The organism is Clostridium polyendosporum, from assembly GCF_018332455.1.
GTDB lineage: Bacteria > Bacillota > Clostridia > Clostridiales > Clostridiaceae > Clostridium_AY > Clostridium_AY polyendosporum.
Window position 1 is genome coordinate 16,585 of record NZ_BOPZ01000027.1, and the last position, 19,621, is coordinate 36,205.

A 19,621-nucleotide genomic window follows, 5' to 3' on the forward strand; every position below is an offset into this window, starting at 1 on the left:
TTCTCCTATACTCTGAGCAAGAACAGTTCTTGGAAAAAGAAGAAAAAATGTAATAAAACATATAAAAAAAATACATTGTTTTTTTGTATTTATTATTTTTCAAAATAGCTTATTCCCCCTAAAAATATAGTGAATTAGCACTATATTTTTAATTGCTGTCATTTCATTAAGTGAAATCTAACTAACACTAAAAAGACTCGATGTCTTTTCAATGTTAATTATGACATACTTCTTTTGTGTTTTGATACTTACCTAAATCTACTATATGTATTCTATTAAATAATTTAATACTACGACATAATTTTATATAATTATATCATATAATTCCCAATTCTATTTTACTATCTTTCAAAATATAACCATTAAACAATAGTAATAATTTCCTTCATAGCTATAAAGCCGCTAAATTATTATACCAGATTAGATTTCTTGATAGCCTTCTAAATGCTTATTGTTTATATAGTAAATATTTGAATATATTTACTATATATTATAACAACTCTTACTTCTATCTATTATTTTCCACTATTTTGTATTTAAGTAAATTATATTATAATATTCTATATATAAATTGTTTTGACTTAGTGAAATGAGGTACTAAAATGAATAGGAAGTTTGTTTTTTACGAAATAATTATGGCCATGTTATCATTGCTAGTGGTATTTATCTTAACTATCCAAATTACTATAAATCTTACCCCTACTCAATCCCTAATATTAGATTATATAGATACTTCTATTTGGACTATTTTTTTAATTGATTATATAGTAAGACTATTTTTATCAAAAAACAAATGGTCTTTTATAAAAAATAACAAACTAGATCTAATAGCTATAATTCCTATTAATTCCTTACTTAAATCTATAAGAATAGTTAGATTATCTAGACTTGTAAAGTTAATTAAATTCACTAAATTTTTAAGAACAATTATATTTTTCTCAAAATTTAAAAGTAAGATAAATAAATTTATAACAACAAATAACCTTAATTATGTTATTTTTATAACTATTTTGATAGTATTCAGTGGAGCTATAGGTATTAGTATAGCTGAAAATATGAGTTTTGGTGATGCTATATGGTGGGCTTATGTAACTGCGACCACCGTTGGATATGGAGATATATCCCCTGCTACTGGAATTGGTAGAATTATTGCGGCTGTACTTATGTTAGTTGGTATTGGGTTCATTGGAATGCTTACAGGTACTATAGCAACCTTTTTCTTAGACAAGAAAACAGTATATAAAAGCTATAAAGAAGAAATTATTGAGGGTATAAAGAATAAGCTTGATGAATTTGATAAGCTTGACCATAAAGATATTGATGATATGTATGCGGTACTCAAATCACTTAAAAATGATAATTAAAAATAAGCTAATAAAAAGCCTAGGAGTTTATCCTAGACTTTTTCAGTAACAACAAATTTAATCATGGTTAAAATAAATTACATTTCCAACTTTATCATCCTTAGAGAAAACAATCTGAATACCTGAACCATCTTTATTAGCCCATCTGCGTATTACTCCAATAACACTAAGATCAGTTTCTTTTCCAGTAATATTACATTCTACTCCTTCTCCCCCTAATATGTTTATTACGTCCTTATAATCCATATCTTTTTTAATTTTATCAACTTGCTCTTCCTTTACAGGTTCTTTGCAAAGAGATGCTATTTCTGAGTTTGAACTATAAATAGCTGTTTTTGCAAACACCATATTTTTATCATTGTATATAACAGAAACTCCATAGCCAGTATCCATATCCTCATAATTAACAGTACCTTTTATTGCATATTTACCAGTTTCAGCCTTAGGTTCTAAATCTAATGTAGAATCAACTTCTTCTTTTGTCATACCTAAATTAACTTTTTTATAAGCCTCTAGTACTTCTGATTTTTTATTGTCTAAGCTACTACTCGATGCTGAAGAGCCTGACTGATCTTTTGAAGAATTATTTTTTGAAGAACAAGCTGTAAAAATTGAACTTAAAAGCATACAGACTGAAATAACTACAGCAATTCGTTTAAATTTGATCATAAGAAATCCCCCTATTACTTTTTACCTACTATATTCATCTAAAATATAACAATAGTTTTTGATTTTATCAACTGTTTCTAAATTAATTTCAGGAGTAATTACAAAACTATAGTGTTAAAGAAATTTAATTAATAAATAGTTGAGATACATAAGGCTATAGCTATAATATAATTTAAACTCGAAGGTGAAGTGATTTCGAGACTCCAGCGTTTGATAAAAAACAAAAACTTTTAGAAATAGCAAAAAATCATACTTCTTTCAATATATAAGTGATAATTGCAAGCAATTAATATTTTAACCAAAAAAGGCAGTGTTTTAAATACACTGCCTTTTTGTATATAGAATATTGAGTATACTTGTTATAATCTTTGTTTAAATATAATCTAAGCTTGGGCACTTATTTCATATTCTTCAGTTCCAATTATCATATTTACAAACTTTTTTCCATGAGGAAGACAAAATTGTATTGATGGTCCTATTAATAGTAGTGATATTATTGTACCAATACCAAATACTCCACCTAATAAAAGTCCTACTGCTAAAAAGCTGATGTCTAATCCCATACGAATCCAACGATATTGAAAATTAGTCTTTTCCTGTATTATGAATGGAATAATATCATTTGGTGCAACTCCTACATCGCTTGCTGAAAGTATAGCAAATCCAACTGCAATTATAAAACATCCTAATACAACTACAAGTGCTCTTACAACTATATTATAAGATTCAATTGGAAAATATGAAACTGCTTTTATTCCAAGATCAATAATTGGACCTACTCCAACAACACAAATAAGTGTTCCTATATTTATATGACTTCTTCCAACAAAAAGTATTACACAGAAAAATGTAAACAAAATAATCATATTAGCCATTCCTGGTGTTATGTTTAATCTAAATGCTAATCCTTGAGTAAACACAGTAAATGGATCAGATCCTATATTAGTTTTTAAATACAATGCTACTCCAATCTGAATTATGCTCATTCCTACAAAAAATAAAATTAGTCTTTTGATTAAATTTTGTTTCTTATTCATGTCATCTCTTCCTTTTCATTATATTTTATAAATAATTTTTGTAATTATTCAGCTATATACAATGCAGTATATTGTATAAAAGTTAATATATTATAACCAAATAACTACAAGATCCTAAATAAATGAGACTTAAAATCTCATCATTATTGGAACGTTTGTAGATAATACCAAAAATTTATTATTGCGTTTAGAAAATATTATAACTAAATAATTATTACTTTTCAACATCGCCATATTCCTTAAATAACAAATATTAGGTACAAGCTCCTAAATAAATGAAATTTCACGCGTATTCTTATGGCAACGTTTATATAATACCAATACCCAATACTCCTCTTAATAGCACTCTACATGGTGGAACAACCTCAGTAAAAAGCAAAGAGAGTTATGGCACTGAATTTAGTATACGTATTCCATGTAAATTAGCAGATGAAAATTATAAAGATATTGCATGTTGTGATGCTATAGATAACAGCTGTATTGAAAAAATTAATATAGAGTTCTTAAATATATATAACTGAAAATGAAATTAAATATTGGTGCACAGTAACCACTCCGAAGTTACTACAAACGTATTTATAGAAATTTAAGAGACTTGTGGTAACTCTAACCATAATAATAATCATCATTCACAATAGAAGCTAAAAAAGATGACTCCTGTAAAATACAGAAACCATCTTCTTAAAGTTTCATAGACCTTTTAATATTAACTTCTAATAAAATCAATATATTCTATTCCCCATTCAAACATCTTATCCATAACTTTTAAAAATTTATTACCCATGTCAGTTAAAGAGTATTCCACTTTTGGAGGAACTTCCTTATAAACTTCCCTATGAACAAGTCCGTCTTGTTCAAGTTCTCTTAGCTGTTGTGTTAAATACCCTTGTCTTATACCTGGTAAAGCTTTTTGTAATTCATTGAATCTCTTAACACCATCTTTTAACTGCCATATTATCACAATCTTCCATTTCCCGCCTATTACATTTTGAGTAACACCTACAGGACACTTAATTTCTAACAATTCTGTTCTTCTTTGCAACCTTTATACCCCTTCCATAGTACAGTTTTTCATACTATGTACAAAAAAACATCGTACTTGTGTAACTATATAATACACTATAATATTATATTTAATTACATGTAATTTATCAAATTTTATAAATATTTGGAGGATGAAAATGAAGGAAATATTAAAGCATTTAAAAGAAGGTATAAGTGGAGCATTTGCCACTGTTGAGAATAGAAAGCCTGATGTAAGACCTTGGCAGTTCCAATTTGAAGAGGACGGAAAATTTTATTTTTGTACTGCTAATACTAAAGACGTGTATAAACAAATGAAAGAAAATTCATTTGTTTCATTTACAGCTACAACAAACGATTATGTTACCGTAAGATTATCTGGTGAAGCTATCTTCGTTGAAGATTCAGATTTAAAATTGAATTTAGCAACAAAAATATTTGAAAAGCAACCAGGAATAAAGAATATATATAAATCAGTAGACAACCCTATTTTTGAGGTGTTTTATATTGAGCATGGCGAAGCAGTTATAGCTGACTTTTCTGGTCAACCCCCAAGAAAAATTAACTTCTAAAAGAGAGGTTTGAAAATTTGTATATGTGTATTTTAGATAGTTAAGAATACTTTGTGCACATATATTTAAATAATAGTATAAATATCATGTACCACTATAAAAAGCTTTAAGAAATCATATCTAATATATATTAGGAGGAAACATCTATGGATTTACAAAACATAAAAGAAAATACTGTTACTAATGTTTATCATATTGATTCAGAGAGAAAAGTACCTCTTCATAAACATGATAATCATGATGAAGTATTTTATTGTATTAAAGGATCTGGCTTTGGTATATTAGAAGATAAAGAAATAGAATTAACAGTAGGAAAAGCATTTATTGTTCCAGCTGGAGTAATGCACTCAATGAGAACAGATGATAATATTTATGTAAGTTCTTTTTTAATTCCAGTAGTTGAATAATTCTAATTAACTAATGAAGAGTGTATAAGAAAGTCTGGGCCTCCTTTTGGTATACCATAAAAATATATCCAAAAGGAGGCCCAGACTTTTATTCTGTCGTATAGCATCAATATAATTCAATATTATTCTTTCTTAATTCTTTGCTTGGGTTCAAGTTTAAAATCTTGCATAATCTAATAAATTCATGATAAGCATGCACAAATTTCTCTATAACAATATCAGAACTTTTAGCATTTCTTGATGCTAATGGGCAATTCTTTAAATAATATTCTAAACGCCAGTTTTTATGCCCTAAAAAATTTTGAAATTGATTCAGTGTCCTTATTGTGTTTACCAACATCCTTCTAGTTTGCAATTCATTTGTTACATTTCCCACTACTATCCCCCCTTTATATATTTATTTCTACATAAAAAGATAGTTTCCTCTTAAATTTTACATTTAAGTGATTATATGAATTAGTAAAAAAGTCTCTAATAGAATATTTATAATTAAATTATACTTTATAGATGCATTTTAAATTCATTAATAATTTGTTTTTCTGATTATTTAAAAATCACATACTCATTTACGATAAACTTATTTAAGATAAACAAAATATTGTATATTTTTTCATAGATAGTGAAAAAATACTTTGTGTAGTAAAAAACTGTAGACCTCCATCTATAACTAAACGAGTGAGCAGGCCACAGGCGGCCAATCAACCGCTTTAACCAGACTTGCTCTGTTGCAGGTGAATGAGGTCGTTACAAAAAGGAATGTTTTGGAACTTTAATCTTACAGAGAAAGGAGATGTATTTAATGGCTATATACCGTACTGATTGGCATGCGGTAACTTCCTATGCGCCAACAAGAACGTTCGATATAATTCTTCCCAGTCCCACCCGGATTGGATCACAAGTCAGCCTATATGCTCGTTCAGGCGGAGGAGCAAGCACAGTAGGGATTAAGAGTATCCGTCGTCGCAACGCGTCAGGTTCGGATGAAACAATTGACTTCGGACATTGGCTACAATGGCCCGCTGTCCGCTTTGAAGATAAGCTTATTTCAATTACCTTTGCCATTGGTAATGGTGCCAACCAAGGCGCTGGCATATTAGCACGTATGGACTTTTTTGACTAATGAAAGGAGGAAGACATGGATTTTATATCTACCGGAAATGCACAAGTGAAGTCCTACAAGTGCTGTGTTTTGTTTGACCGCTCTGACGGAGCGATACAACACATACACAGCGTTGTAACCATGGAGGGTGCTGATGAAACTCCAGAACATATCATGGAGCAGAGAACGCTTCAATTAGGGAAGGAACTGGGAGTTGACGTAACACAAATGGAATTACTCCATGTGGACCCAAATAGTATGCAACCAAATAAGCAATATGCAGTGGATTTGAGCAAGCGATGCTTGGTTGCAGTCGGGCAGCCATTTGATGAAGCTAAAGAACAAAATAGCTAACCCGACTTAAATGAAGTCCCAGTGTAGACCAATCACTTGGGACTTTTCGCTCTAAGCTGGTATTATAGTTTCTTAGTAGAGTAGAAGATATCTGGGGTGAAGGTACAACAACCTGTGCTTCAGATAGTAAAAAGTTTGGAGCATGGGATCAAAATTTAATGACGAAATGGCATATTAGATACCGTGGACGTGGTGTAATGATATATTGGCATGTTGAAAAAAATTCTATCTGCATATACTCACAGTTAAAGCAGTGTTCATCTTCTGAGGTATCGGCAATGATAGAAGGTTTATTAAAGCATTGTACAGATATGGAAATAGAAAAAAACTTTATGGATTCTCATGGCCAAAGTGAAGTTGCTTTTGCTTTCTGCCACCTGTTAGGATTTAATCTAATGCCTAGAATTAAAGCAATACATTCACAAAAATTATACAGACCGGATCCTGGAATGAGTGAAGCATATCCTAACTTGCAGCCAGTGCTAACACGGCCTATAAATTGGGAACTTATAAGACAGCAGTATGATCAAATGATAAAATATGCAACTGCATTAAGATTAGGTACTGCTGAAACAGAAGCTATATTAAAAAGATTTACTAGAAATAATTTAAAGCATCCTACATATCTTGCCCTTGCTGAATTAGGAAAAGCTATAAAGACTATATTCCTTTGTGAGTACTTAAATTCAGAAGAATTGAGAATAGAAATACATGAAGGCCTTAATGTGGTTGAAAACTGGAATTCAGCTAATTCATTTATTTTTTATGGTAAAAGTGGTGAAATATCAACAAATAGAATTGAAGATCAGGAACTTTCAGTATTAAGTCTCCATCTCTTACAAAATTGTATGGTATATGTAAACACATTGATGATACAACAAGTGTTATCTGAAAAGAAATGGTATGATATGATGACATCAGAAGATTTTAGAGCTTTAACTCCATTAATATATAATCACGTAAATCCGTATGGAAATTTTGACTTAGATATGAATGTAAGAATTCCAATAGATACATACAGCATTGCGGGACAAGCATAAACTATTAATCTTCAGAGCATATGATTCTTAAGATTAACTCCTTGCCCCTGATTACAGAGCTGCTGGTATTACCCCTATTTATATTACTTTAATTTTGACAAATATTTTATTATCAATTGTTTAAATTGAATTTTTCGAATAAAAATGCCATTTACTTCACTAGTCCTTTTAATTCTTGGCCTATTATAATACCTTAACCCAAATATTCATATCTTCAAACTTTCCACAGATGTGACAGTGGTTAACCAATCTCCCACTATATTCATAATCATGCTTAGAAAAGACTATATTCATACCTGTAGAAATAGATCTTGCCATACTATAAAGTACTTTATACTGTTTGCCCTTTAATTCTTTCTCAAGTTCAAAAATTAATCGTCCCATTAATCCTTTACCTCTATGTGCTTTATACGTTGCACAATCAGTCATTTCAACATTCAAGTTAGTTGGATCTATATCAGCAGAGGCTGCACTAACAATTTTATTTTGATAAACTGCTATTTTAAAAAATACATCATTATCCATTACAAATTTAATGTAATCCGAATTATTCATAGGTGATGGATAGGTTTCAAATACACTATCATAAAGTTCTGCTAATTGCCTTGCATCTTCTTTAGTTGCATTCCTGATTAAATATTTGTTATATGTATCATATTTATAATCTTCATCTGCATATTCTCTTGATTTAATTAAAACTTCTTCCTCTTCTGGAATAACCATACTCATCTTTCGTTCAACTGTAATAAACTTAGATAAAAAATAACCTGGTTTCCCATTTAAAAAATTATAAACCTTTGCTTCCATTATAAATCCCTCGGCTTTAAACTCTTCAATTTTCTCTTTAGATGAAACATAGCAAATTTTTCCTATGTTATTTTTGTCTGATAAAATCATTAATTTATTAACTAAATTTTTAACCTCTCCTTGAAAACTTACAATTTTAATTCTTTTATTAAACTCATCAATTTTAACCTTTGCAGTTCCTTCATCAAATTCAATTTTTTCAATCTTAGGTACTTCTAAAAGCATTTGATCACCCCTATTTACTCTAATATTCTAATATATCTTAAATATTTGCAGTTTTTGCTATACTTATTCTTTTTTATGTGTAAATCAAAAAAATAAAAATGGGGTAAACTGTACCCTGTAAGATAGACACAAAACCTTGACAGTTTCATCCACACAATATTAGATTTTTATGTCTAACATTTGGGGTTCACTTCATTTTACGGGTGGTCCTGATTAACGATATAAGAAAATTGTGATCTGAAAAATATTACAAATTTATTATTTTTCTGGTTGTATAGTTATACCAATCATTTTTAAAGGTTTATCAGTTTCATTCCATATAGAGTGAATAATTAAACCAGGTACTATGATAGATTCATCCACATTTACAGTAATTTTCTTTTCTCCCATCTTGATTGTTGCTATACCTTCAATAACTACAAAAAAATGATCATGTACATGGGTATGGCTTGGTTCTGGTCCTCCTCCTTGTGACTCAATATATGCAATAGAGCAATCAGAAATTTTCCCTTTAATTTCTTCAGTTATTTTTTTAGCTTTAAATCCAAAATGATTTGGAGGAGTAATAAAATTATACATCAATTAACAATCCCTTCTTGTATATAGTATTTAAAACTACTATTAAGACTCACTTATTTACAATTATAAATTAATTTAAATTGATTTTTCCATCCACACTACATCGAAACTCTTTTTATTTTTCTTACCTACATTATGCAATCTTCCACATTCAGAAAAGCCATTATTTTTGTGAAAGTTTAGGCTCTGATTATTATGTGAAGAGATACTTGCTAAAATATGTTGAATTCCTATTTTTTTACCTTCACTTTGAAGTAAATTTAATACTTTTTTTCCAATTCCTTTGCCAGTTTCACTTTTTTCTATAAAGTAAGTTATTTCTGCTGTTTCTTTAAATACAGGTAATGGACTGTAGGCCTTTAAAAAACAAAATCCTATAACTTTTTTTGATTTATCATCTATTAGCACATAAGCTGGATATCCTTTAGTTATCTCTAGAAATTTGTTAAAGAATTGATATGGAAGTTTACTCTCAAAATATGCGGCAAAACTATTTTCTATATAATAATTAAAAATATCAATTACTTCATTGCAATATTTTTCAGTCATAGATTCATAAATCAAATTCATATATAACATCTCCTCGTACTTACATTCTTTCACAATAAATTACCAAGGTGTAAAAATGTAGGGTTATATATTTCTTTATTATTTCTTCTATTTTTATTTCATAAAGGAATATCAGGGTTATGCCCCTTAGCAATTGTATTCTCGAAACTAAAACCTATAGATAACTCCTATTTTGAGAGTAGAGCTTTTCTATAATTTACTCTCGACCCTACTATATTATTGATAAGTATTATTACACCAAATCCTGTATCAATTAAAAACTCCCCCTATTTTTAATGATAACCTCCTTAACATAACCGTCACCTATTATCCTCAAAGCACTAATAATTTGCCCTCTCTGAAGGCATATACACCAAATAGAAATTTTTTAATTCTATACCTAGTGAGTTTTTAAGAATACCACTATATATCTTTACATAGTTACACAAAATCTTTCCCAACGTCTAATGCAGTATGGGCATCAGAACCATATACTACATTCACTGCATAACGCTCTACTAACTCTGCAAATATACCAGATGGATAAACTTCTTTACAGTATGGCTTTCTAATTCCTGCTGTATTAAAGTCCACCTCATAATTTCTTATTTTTATTTCTTTTATAATTTCTTCTAAAAGTGTAATGTTAGTATATTCTAAAGGATACTCTGTATTAAAAATCCTAACCAAGGTAGGATGACCTATACGCTTAGGTTTAAAAGTTCCCAGATCAGCTTTTACTGCTTTTAGCAGAGTTTCATAATATCTGTCATAAACTTTTTCTACACCACCTAATTTTTCTGCTAACTTACCAAATTCTTCAGGACTTACATCAACACAATAGTATCTATCCTCTACTTTGATAAAATGTACAGACAATATACTATCCTCTATCTTATCACCATATCTATTTAACAGCTCTTTAATTTTTTCCTCATAGCCTTCAACATAATCTACCTCAAAGCCAGTATTTATTTTTATATTCTGCTTATACTTAGCTTTTATATAATCTAGTTCTTTAATATATTCTTCTATTACATCTAGTGTTGGAGCACAGGTTTTTAGAAATTCTGGTTCCATAAAACTACCTGGTAAAGGCATATGCTCTGTAAAAGTTATTTCTTTCAATCCTAACTTAAGAGCCTCTTCTACATAAAGTTCAAAGGAATCATCTGTGCCATGAGGGCAATATGGTGAATGAATGTGCCCATCTCTTACAATTCTCTGATTATTCATAATTTATCTCCTTTATATATAAAAATTTAATGAAAAGCTTCTTCTATTTACGGACAGGTTGCAATATGTGATTTAGCCTGTGATTTTCATGCTATTTTGTTGATTTGCACCTTCAAACGGAGCCCATTGCCTTTTTGGATAGATTGCTGCTTTTGATTTCAGTATAAATTGCTTAATAATGTCCAATTATTTTTCATAGTATTTAATTAACGCTTGTGTTCCAAGATCACCCATGCCTTCTTCTTCAAGTTTTTTATACATTTCTAGTACATTATTCAGAACATCTAATTCTAAATTCACATCACTAGCTTCACTAGCAGCTATGTTCATATCTTTAATATAATGCTTTATGAAAAATCCCGGATCAAAGTCTCCATTTAATATACGAGGTGCCATATTCGTCATCTGCCAACTTCCTGCAGCACCTTTGCTAATACTGTTCAGCATTGTGTGTACATCTATTCCTACACTTTTAGCATAACTCATAGCTTCACATACACCTGCAATAGCACCAGCTAACGCAATTTGATTAGCCATCTTTGTATGTTGTCCACAACCCGCTGGACCTTCATATATAATGTTTGTACCTAGGCTAGAAAAAATATCTCTACATGCATCAAAAGCATCCTTATCTCCACCTACCATAATGGACAGAGTTGCATTTTTTGCACCTATATCTCCTCCTGAAACTGGAGCATCCAGAGCGAAGATGTTTTTTATTTTTGCTTCTTCATAAATTCGAATAGATTGTTTAGGACTTGTAGTTGTCATATCGATTATATAAGTACCTTGGCTTGCATTTGCAAGTATTCCGGTTTCACCAAAATAGACTTCTTCCACATCCTTCGGATAACCTACAATAGTGATGATTGCATCCTTATTTTTAGAACAATTTGCTACAGTATCACACCAAAGTGCACCTTCTTCAATTATATCCAATACTTTGCTTTTCGTACGTGTATATATAGACACTTCAAAACCATTTTTCATTAAGTTTCGTACCATAGATTTCCCCATTACACCTACACCTATAAAACCTATTTTCTTCATTTACTTTTCCTCCTACATAAATAATAACAACACCTAGCTTCTTACTTAAAAAGTCATTTTATTATTTTCTATTCTTATGAAATATGTTTCTTTCATTCTTGTTTCATATATAAATATTATATCATTAATCAGTACCTTAGTTATTGTTATTCCTTCTAAAAGTGACTTTTTGATTTTATTAAAAAATTACTTTTTTAACTTTAGCTTTCTTCCTTTCTTCCCCCTTTTTTCTTACGTTCTTTCTTGATTTGTTTAGGTAATTTATGTATAATTAACCTAAATTTTGTATTATGTCATTTTCTGAAAAAAGGATGCAGGATAAAAGATTTCATGTATTTTAACCAATCGTAGGGTAGATGATATTGCTACACGCTATGCAGATAGAACTAAATCTCTTAGGGAATTAGGTTGGAAAGTAGAAAAGAATCTTCAAGGTATGTGCAGAGACTTATGGATATGGCAGTTAAACAATCCTAATGGATATTAAAAATAGATTATTATAACCAAGAACTGCTAGCTTCCTTTCAGTCTTTTGCAGCATCTCGGGGGGCATAGTATATAATATAGTAAAGGTTGTGATGGTATAATGTTTAATTTTGAAAAGTACGATACGATAATATTTGATTTTGATGGAGTCATAATAGATTCTATGCCAATTAGAGAGAGCGGTTTCAGAAATATATTTTCAAAATTTGATGAGAGTGCAGTAGAAGAACTAGTAAAGTATCATAATTTAAATGGTGGGTTATCTAGATTTCATAAGATAAGATATTTTTATGAGCAAATATTAAATATGGATATAGATGATAATATGGTAAAAAGCTATGCAGAAGATTTTACTACTATGATGAGGGAAGAACTTAGCAATCCCCAATACCTTATTGAGGAGATTGTAGAATTTATAAGAAGAAATAAAGATATAAAAAGTTTGCATATTGCTTCAGGGTCAGAGCATGAAGAATTAAATTATTTATGTAAAAAGTTAGGTATAGACAATTGTTTTAAATCTATAGATGGATCTCCTACCCATAAAAATTATATAGTAAAAAAAATTATTGAACTTAACGGTTATGATAAGTCAAAAACTGTAATAATAGGCGATTCAATAAATGACTATGATGCAGCTATATTTAATGGAATAGACTTTATAGGATACAATAATGTTGATTTAAAAAACTTGCCGGGTGCTTATTATCTAGATACATTCGCTTAAGTAGGACAAGTTCTTAATTCTTAGCAATGTGTTTGCAAACAGCTCAATAATTCTTAATATAATTATTGAGCTGTAGTTAAATCATTTTTTCTTATAAACTCTCTTAATAATTCTTTTTTAAAATAATAAAAGTCTGTGTCTCCTTTTGGATATCTTTTTATATTATATCCACTTTGAGGCACAGACTTCTTTATACACCCTATTTCTTTTAATTAATATATCTATTAGCATATTGTTTTACCATAAAAAGCAAAGAATATAGACTTTCTAATTCTATAGTTATTGGATAATATTATCCGATACAACTTTTATTTTCTTCTTTTCTATGCTTTCTTCCTTCTGTTATATTTACATTCAGTGAACTACCCTCACTTTAAAAGTGTGGGCTTCTCGGTCAATACTACCATTGTAGCAAGTTTACCCAAGCTAATAAGGTCGTTCCGACCTCAATTCTTGCATAGATATATCCATTTCTACAAAGTCTAATGTAAATCATACTACCACTAAAAATCCATTATAAAAATTATTAACTAACTAAACTCTTGTAGTGCACTTGAGTCTATTACTAATAAATTCCCAAATTTCACAAAAATATATAAAAAAGATCTACAAACTTAATACCAATTAATTTACGTCGTAAAAAACTGAATAATATAAGAAGATGATACCAATAAAATAAGAAATACTAAAAGAATCTTAACCACTTTTTCTGGAAGGAACTTTTGGAGGTAGGCACCTAAATAAGTCCCAATCAATCCTCCTAAACCAAACAATAATCCTAGAAGCCAATCTGGTGATACAGATGCATGTCCAGAAAAGGGTGTCACAGCTAAAATTTGATAATATATCACACCAGCTATTGAGGTTATAAATGTACTTGCTAAAGCCGCTCCTGCTACAGTATATATAGGCAGATTCAAAATTGATACGCAGAAGGGTGATATCATTGCTCCGCCACCAATTCCATAAATACCTCCAATATTTCCTACTATTAACGCTAATATAAATACAGATACAGGATTAAAGGAGTATGTTTCTCCCCAAAACTCATATTCTATCTTTGAGAACGAAATATTTTTTGTTTCTACTACTGCTTCTTCTGGTAATCTAGTAACGAAACATTTTAAATAATTTTGCTTCCCTAACGTAGCCTGTTTTGCGAATTTCTTATTCAATGAAATATTTCCTTGCTTAATCTTCTTGTTCCGTCCAATAATATCAGAAATAAGGAGATAAACAAGATATAGAAGTATAATACCAACAAACAGCTTAAAAGTTCTAGGATTTGGAAGATAATATATTCTTATCAATGCACCAATAAAAACTCCAGGTAATGTCCCTAAAGAAACTATCAAAGTCAATGCCCAAGTCATACGTTTTTCTTTTATGTATCGATATAAGCCTCCTGGTATAGCAATAATGTTATAAAGTAAGTTAGTGGGACTTACAGACGGACTAGTAAAATGAAGTACACTAACTTGAAAAGGAAGAAGCAAAAAAGCTCCTGATATTCCAGCTGAAGCAGTCAATGATGAAACTATTAATGATATTAACGGCGGAATAATAGGGGACACATCAATGCCAGAAATGGGAAAATGCATACTAACCAACTCCAATCATTTTAAAAATATTATACTATACTATTCCTATATATTTTCTAGTAATATATAATAAAAAGACAAATATGGATTGAAAATAAAATTATATGTTCGCAAGATAAGAAAAATAGCTGATAAGCGAACTTTGTGATAGAGATTAGAGAAAAGTATAAAAATCGTAAAATTATGTATTATTTAGATAAAGAATGCCATATGCTCTAGCAATAACACTCTTTGTTGTTGTCCCTTTGATAATTGGTTTGGCTTCTTATTAATTTTATCCTCTACGCCAGGTCGTTTTAAGTATTTTAAGACAATCTCTTTTTTTGTTTTCTTAAAAATTTTTCTAAAGCTTAAAGGAAGCTCTACATTATCATATACTGAAATAAAAATACCATAGAAAATTGTTTCCTTATTTTTTTCTTTATTTCTTCTAATTCACTATCTAAAAAATTCAATTTAACTACTAAATTCAATTTTTTAGCTTCTTGTACAATACTTTGTAATTCTGTCAAACTATTATTCCTATGTATATAGAATCTAGCTTGGGATTTAATCATACTAGATATAGGTGAATTATCTTCTATATATGGTGTTATGATTTTATCAGTGAACTACCCCCGCTTTAGAAGTGTGGGCTTCTCGATCAATACTACCATTGTAGCAAGTTTACCCGAGCTAATAAGGTCATTCCTACCTCAATTGTATTCTTTTAAGTTAATAATCTAAGTCCTTCTTTGAGAATATTTATACTAGCATTTTTATCCCTATCATGGTTTACTCCACACCTTGGACATAGCCATTCCCTTAACGCTAGATTCTTTACATCTTTATTTTTATAGCCACAGTTAGAACATAATTGACTACTTGCAAAAGTTTTATCTATAACTGATATTGTTCTGCCATACCACTTAGCCTTATATTCTAACATTATTCTGAATTTGCTCCAACTTACTTCACTTATAGCCTTTGCTAGTCTATGATTTTTAAGCATATTTAACACTTGTAAATCCTCTAAACATATCACTTGGTTATCGTTTATAAGTTTAGTTGATAACTTATGTAAATAATCTTTTTTAGCATTAGCTATTTGTTCATGAATTTTACTTATTATAAGTTTTTGCTTATACCATCTTTTAGAGCCTAACTTTTTTCTTGATAAGCCTTTTTGTGCTTTAATTAACTTATATTCTAATCTTCTTAGAAACTTAGGATTTTTAAACACTTCACCATCTGATGTTATTGCAAAATCTTTTAAGCCTAAATCAATACCTACAGCTTTTTCTACTCCTGGCAGAGAGATGATTTTTGTATCAACTAAAATAGATACATAATACTTACCACTAGCAACTTTAGATACTGTAACTGATTTAATAATACCTTCAAAATGTCTATGAAATTTACATTTTATATATCCTATCTTAGGTAATTTAATTTTATTTCTATCTACTGCAATATTATTATTTACATTGTTTGTAGTATATGATTTTATAGGGTTTCTCTTACTTTTGAATCTAGGTAAAGCTACTTCTTTTTCACCATTCTTAATTTTTCTAAAAAAATTCTTGTAAGCCTTATGTAAATTCATTTGTGCATTAGCTAATGATAAGCTATCTACTTCCTTAAGCCATTGAAATTCTTTTTTATACTTTGCTGGTGTTGGTAATTTTTTATTTTTCAATTCTTCTTTATTATCTTTATATAACTCATAAATTTCTTTTCTTTCAACTAACATTTTATTATAAACAAATCTAACACAACCAAAGGTTTTACCTATAATAATCCTTTGCTCTTCATTTGGATATAATCTAAATTTGTAAGCCCTTAACACCCAACCGCCTCACTTTATAGCTTAACTTTCTATATATTTTTTAACCACATTTATACAAACACCAGAAGTTGCTACTAAGCAATAGCTTCTACTCTAAAAATATTCTTTCCATAATTGCTTTTTAATATAGTATTAGCCTTTTTATTTGCATTAAGCTATTAACTCACTTAAGAGAATAGATTTTCACAATATAAAAGGTGACATTCGTAAAGTAAGTCTTACAACGTAGAGCTCAGCTAAAGTTCCTGTAATAGTGTCTTCAGTCTATCCTACAAGAATATATATTACTACAGCGGACTCAAAATCCGCCGAGCTAACACTCGTGCGGGTTCGACTCCCGTCTTCGGTACCATTAAGCGGTTTTAAGACGTTTTAGATACGTTTTGAAACTGCTTTTTTTATGTCTATTTTTACGTAGTCCGACGAGGCTAAAAACGTCAAAATAGACACGACGGACTCGGAGCTTAAGCGGTTACGAGGAGGTTTAAACATGAGTAAAAAAAGAATTACCACCCTATCAGCATCCCAACATTCTGAAACTTTTTTACGCCCTACATGGATGGGAATACTAGAAAGCTTTTTGTATTATAAGCGTGTTCAAGGTTTAAGTGACCGCACTATACAAGACTATACCAAACAGGTAAATCATTTCTTTAAGTGTCATCCAAACGCTTGGGCTGAAACAAATAAAGTTAATGAAGAAAAATTAAAAAGTGATTTATTTGAATATCTATCCCAAGATGTCAAACCTGCCACCTTCAATTTACGACTAACATATCTAAAAGCTTTCTTCAATATGCGCTTGAAGAGGATCATATTAAAAGTAACCCATTAACTAAATTCAAGAAACGTAAGGCAGAACCAAGAGTAGTAGAACTACCTGAAGATATTTTGACAAAACTTTTAGCTCTTCCAGACAAAAAAACATATAGTGGACTACGTGATTACACATTGATCCTTTTTATACTAGATACAGGAGCTAGACCATCAGAAGCTCTATCTTTATTGCCAAATGACTTTGATTTAAAATACAGAGTCACAACAATACCAGCTAAAATAGCAAAGACAAGAACGTCTAGAACTTTACCACTATTGCCCCCTACTATAAATGCAATTGAGAAGTTAATTAAAGTACGCCCTAATGAATGGTCGAATGATATTCCACTATTTTGTTCATTCGAAGGTACAAGAATGACCCATGATAGTTTAAGGGGACGACTAGATAAATACTCCACCATCCTAGGCGTTAAAATTCGCCCCTATGATTTACGACACGCTTTTGCTTTATTATATCTACGTAATGGTGGCAATGTTTTTACACTTCAAAAGACGCTAGGACACACTGATTTAAGCATGACAAAAAGATACCTTAATCTTACTGGTAAAGACTTAACTGAAACACATAAAACTGCGTCACCACTTAATAAATTAATTAAAGGCGGACCATCTACTAGGACTAGGGTACGAAAGCTGAAATAGATTTATGCTAATACCCAATTCTTATAGTACGCCTAGCTTAGATATATTACGACTTTAGGAACTTTAACCTTTTATATAATCTGACAATCATAATAATAAGTAAAAATGAAGGACGTCCACACATGGAACGCCCTTTTTTTCTTTTAATCACTTTTTGTATGCAAACCTACTATTAAGGAAAAGATAGATTTTAAACAATTATATCATGATAGATAAAATTGATGGTACAACAGTATAAAATAAATAATTGCCTAATAGGCCCAATCGTTTATTTAAATTCATATTTTTTTAGTCTATACTGATTAACTTTCCATTTTCTAAATCTTTTATACAGCTCTTATATTTTTCAGCTTCTTCTTTTTTTGCAAAATGACGAATTGATTGATAAATTCCACTATCAGTTGTAGACTTTAACAATAACTCATACTCCGCCATCTCTTTGTTAGTTAATACTATATCTGATACTTTGAAACCAAATAGTCCAACACCATCATACATATTAATTTTTACGCCCCATATTTCAAGTTCAGAGTTTTGAACAAAATAAAACATTAAATCACTGCTGGTTGTTAATTCTTCTTTATTATACTTATCTATTTTCCTAATTGTAATCTTGTCTACATTTACATATTGTTTATATGGTTTTTCTTCTACAAATGATCTATACAATTTTTCTATCCAGGTAATATCATCTATTTTAATTGGAAAGTCTAATAAAAATTCAACATCTAATTTTCTTTCTAGTTGACAAATTCTATTCCAAAATTCAATTGTTTTTTCAATTGCCTTATCTTCATCAATAAACTTTGCAAGGTTAATTCCTGCAATTTTTACTTCTCCTTTTAAACAAGATTGATATAATTTTAAACCTTCAATTATTTCTTTCGCATTTTTAGATTTTTCTATGTCTATGTTAAATATAAATTTTATTGTGTTATTTTTTTCATCTAATATATATGAAATTTGCAATACACTATCATCTACATTCTTGAAGTAGCTTTTATGCATATCTGCATATGGTTGTCTTTGAAATGAAATATGTTTAGTTATACCTTCCCCCTCTATTCGTACTTTAAATGGCGGTTGAAAAGGTTCTGGGCGAATATATAATTCTGTGCCAACCATTATTTTATCCTCTAAAGGAAACTTAATCATATCTTCTATTTTAAATTTTATTCCATTAAGCAATATGCAACCTTCTTCATCAGGGACCACCTTTAATTGACGTTGAGTTCTATAAATAAATTCCATTAATTCGTGCATAGTTGATGGTTTAAATTCTTTAAACAAATCATCTGGAATTTCAATACTCATTCCAATGTTTAGCTGTAAAGAAGTTGGTGCAATTCCACATGTATCATGACCAATACATTTATATTCAAATCCTTCAGGAAGTTTTTCACCCAGTGATTTTACAATCTCTTTAGGAATTAATTCATTAATTTCACTTTTCTTTAAAAATGCTTTTTGAAAATTTGAAAACATCACT

General features: G+C 29.8%; 21 protein-coding genes and 1 pseudogene. 10 read left to right on the forward strand and 12 right to left on the reverse strand.

Annotated features, from left to right (window positions below; all coding sequences use genetic code 11):
• The first annotated feature begins 602 nt into the window (after window positions 1-602).
• A complete protein-coding gene (locus CPJCM30710_RS13865) occupies window positions 603-1,364 on the forward strand; it encodes a potassium channel family protein (RefSeq protein WP_212904769.1) in 762 nt (253 codons plus the stop codon).
• Window positions 1,365-1,421: 57 nt separating this feature from the next.
• Here the strand turns inward: CPJCM30710_RS13865 and CPJCM30710_RS13870 are convergent, their stop codons facing one another.
• Both CPJCM30710_RS13870 and CPJCM30710_RS13875 read right to left on the reverse strand, forming a co-directional pair.
• Window positions 1,422-2,033: a hypothetical protein gene (locus CPJCM30710_RS13870; RefSeq protein WP_212904770.1), complete on the reverse strand. Its 612-nt coding sequence runs from the start codon at window positions 2,031-2,033 to the stop codon at window positions 1,422-1,424.
• A gap of 383 nt (window positions 2,034-2,416) precedes the next feature.
• Window positions 2,417-3,070, reverse strand: coding sequence for a YczE/YyaS/YitT family protein (locus CPJCM30710_RS13875; protein WP_212904771.1), 654 nt, complete (start codon window positions 3,068-3,070; stop codon window positions 2,417-2,419).
• Between the two features lie 275 nt (window positions 3,071-3,345).
• On the opposite strand from CPJCM30710_RS13875, the gene CPJCM30710_RS13880 reads away from it, so the two are divergent.
• On the forward strand, window positions 3,346-3,591 hold the full coding sequence (locus CPJCM30710_RS13880; protein ID WP_212904772.1) for an ATP-binding protein: 246 nt from the start codon (window positions 3,346-3,348) through the stop codon (window positions 3,589-3,591).
• 185 nt (window positions 3,592-3,776) lie between these two features.
• Here the strand turns inward: CPJCM30710_RS13880 and CPJCM30710_RS13885 are convergent, their stop codons facing one another.
• Window positions 3,777-4,112: a winged helix-turn-helix transcriptional regulator gene (locus CPJCM30710_RS13885; RefSeq protein WP_212904773.1), complete on the reverse strand. Its 336-nt coding sequence runs from the start codon at window positions 4,110-4,112 to the stop codon at window positions 3,777-3,779.
• A 139-nt stretch (window positions 4,113-4,251) separates the two neighbouring features.
• On the opposite strand from CPJCM30710_RS13885, the gene CPJCM30710_RS13890 reads away from it, so the two are divergent.
• On the forward strand, window positions 4,252-4,665 hold the full coding sequence (locus CPJCM30710_RS13890; protein ID WP_212904774.1) for a pyridoxamine 5'-phosphate oxidase family protein: 414 nt from the start codon (window positions 4,252-4,254) through the stop codon (window positions 4,663-4,665).
• Window positions 4,666-4,811: 146 nt separating this feature from the next.
• Window positions 4,812-5,072 carry a cupin domain-containing protein gene (locus CPJCM30710_RS13895; protein ID WP_212904775.1) on the forward strand — a complete coding sequence of 87 codons (261 nt, stop codon included), beginning with the start codon at window positions 4,812-4,814 and terminating at the stop codon, window positions 5,070-5,072.
• Between the two features lie 106 nt (window positions 5,073-5,178).
• On the opposite strand, the gene CPJCM30710_RS13900 is transcribed toward CPJCM30710_RS13895, so the two are convergent.
• A complete protein-coding gene (locus tag CPJCM30710_RS13900; protein WP_212904776.1) occupies window positions 5,179-5,448 on the reverse strand; it encodes a hypothetical protein in 270 nt (89 codons plus the stop codon).
• Between the two features lie 423 nt (window positions 5,449-5,871).
• On the opposite strand from CPJCM30710_RS13900, the gene CPJCM30710_RS13905 reads away from it, so the two are divergent.
• The 3 genes and pseudogenes from CPJCM30710_RS13905 to CPJCM30710_RS13915 form a co-directional block, all read left to right on the forward strand.
• Complete coding sequence (locus tag CPJCM30710_RS13905; RefSeq protein WP_212904777.1) at window positions 5,872-6,192, forward strand: hypothetical protein; 321 nt, start codon at window positions 5,872-5,874, stop codon at window positions 6,190-6,192.
• A gap of 15 nt (window positions 6,193-6,207) precedes the next feature.
• Window positions 6,208-6,525: a hypothetical protein gene (locus CPJCM30710_RS13910; RefSeq protein WP_212904778.1), complete on the forward strand. Its 318-nt coding sequence runs from the start codon at window positions 6,208-6,210 to the stop codon at window positions 6,523-6,525.
• An 83-nt stretch (window positions 6,526-6,608) separates the two neighbouring features.
• A pseudogene (locus tag CPJCM30710_RS13915) lies at window positions 6,609-7,565 on the forward strand (transposase); the annotation flags it as partial.
• A gap of 183 nt (window positions 7,566-7,748) precedes the next feature.
• Here CPJCM30710_RS13915 and ablB read toward each other — a convergent pair.
• From ablB to CPJCM30710_RS13940, 5 genes are all read right to left on the reverse strand, one after another.
• The gene (gene ablB, locus CPJCM30710_RS13920; protein WP_212904779.1) at window positions 7,749-8,597 is read right to left on the reverse strand and encodes a putative beta-lysine N-acetyltransferase; all 849 of its coding nucleotides are present in this window, start codon (window positions 8,595-8,597) and stop codon (window positions 7,749-7,751) included.
• Between the two features lie 258 nt (window positions 8,598-8,855).
• Complete coding sequence (locus tag CPJCM30710_RS13925; protein ID WP_212904780.1) at window positions 8,856-9,176, reverse strand: cupin domain-containing protein; 321 nt, start codon at window positions 9,174-9,176, stop codon at window positions 8,856-8,858.
• 75 nt (window positions 9,177-9,251) lie between these two features.
• Window positions 9,252-9,746 (reverse strand): GNAT family N-acetyltransferase, encoded by a 495-nt coding sequence (locus CPJCM30710_RS13930; RefSeq protein ID WP_212904781.1) that lies wholly within the window; start codon window positions 9,744-9,746, stop codon window positions 9,252-9,254.
• Between the two features lie 420 nt (window positions 9,747-10,166).
• Window positions 10,167-10,961 (reverse strand): histidinol-phosphatase HisJ, encoded by a 795-nt coding sequence (gene hisJ, locus CPJCM30710_RS13935; protein ID WP_212904782.1) that lies wholly within the window; start codon window positions 10,959-10,961, stop codon window positions 10,167-10,169.
• A gap of 186 nt (window positions 10,962-11,147) precedes the next feature.
• Window positions 11,148-12,011 carry an NAD(P)-dependent oxidoreductase gene (locus CPJCM30710_RS13940; protein ID WP_212904783.1) on the reverse strand — a complete coding sequence of 288 codons (864 nt, stop codon included), beginning with the start codon at window positions 12,009-12,011 and terminating at the stop codon, window positions 11,148-11,150.
• Window positions 12,012-12,597: 586 nt separating this feature from the next.
• Between CPJCM30710_RS13940 and CPJCM30710_RS13945 the strand changes: the two genes are divergently transcribed.
• Window positions 12,598-13,224 carry an HAD family hydrolase gene (locus CPJCM30710_RS13945; RefSeq protein WP_212904784.1) on the forward strand — a complete coding sequence of 209 codons (627 nt, stop codon included), beginning with the start codon at window positions 12,598-12,600 and terminating at the stop codon, window positions 13,222-13,224.
• A gap of 629 nt (window positions 13,225-13,853) precedes the next feature.
• Here CPJCM30710_RS13945 and CPJCM30710_RS13950 read toward each other — a convergent pair.
• Both CPJCM30710_RS13950 and tnpB read right to left on the reverse strand, forming a co-directional pair.
• Complete coding sequence (locus CPJCM30710_RS13950; protein WP_212904785.1) at window positions 13,854-14,825, reverse strand: sulfite exporter TauE/SafE family protein; 972 nt, start codon at window positions 14,823-14,825, stop codon at window positions 13,854-13,856.
• A 709-nt stretch (window positions 14,826-15,534) separates the two neighbouring features.
• Complete coding sequence (gene tnpB, locus CPJCM30710_RS13955) at window positions 15,535-16,653, reverse strand: IS200/IS605 family element RNA-guided endonuclease TnpB (protein WP_212904786.1); 1,119 nt, start codon at window positions 16,651-16,653, stop codon at window positions 15,535-15,537.
• A 490-nt stretch (window positions 16,654-17,143) separates the two neighbouring features.
• Between tnpB and CPJCM30710_RS13960 the strand changes: the two genes are divergently transcribed.
• Both CPJCM30710_RS13960 and CPJCM30710_RS13965 read left to right on the forward strand, forming a co-directional pair.
• Window positions 17,144-17,488: a site-specific integrase gene (locus CPJCM30710_RS13960; protein ID WP_212904787.1), complete on the forward strand. Its 345-nt coding sequence runs from the start codon at window positions 17,144-17,146 to the stop codon at window positions 17,486-17,488.
• A gap of 56 nt (window positions 17,489-17,544) precedes the next feature.
• Entirely contained in the window at window positions 17,545-18,132 is a 588-nt protein-coding gene (locus CPJCM30710_RS13965) for a tyrosine-type recombinase/integrase (protein ID WP_212904788.1), read from the forward strand.
• Between the two features lie 288 nt (window positions 18,133-18,420).
• Here the strand turns inward: CPJCM30710_RS13965 and CPJCM30710_RS13970 are convergent, their stop codons facing one another.
• Window positions 18,421-19,617 (reverse strand): abortive infection system toxin AbiGii family protein, encoded by a 1,197-nt coding sequence (locus CPJCM30710_RS13970; protein WP_246503548.1) that lies wholly within the window; start codon window positions 19,615-19,617, stop codon window positions 18,421-18,423.
• Window positions 19,618-19,621 lie beyond the last annotated feature (4 nt).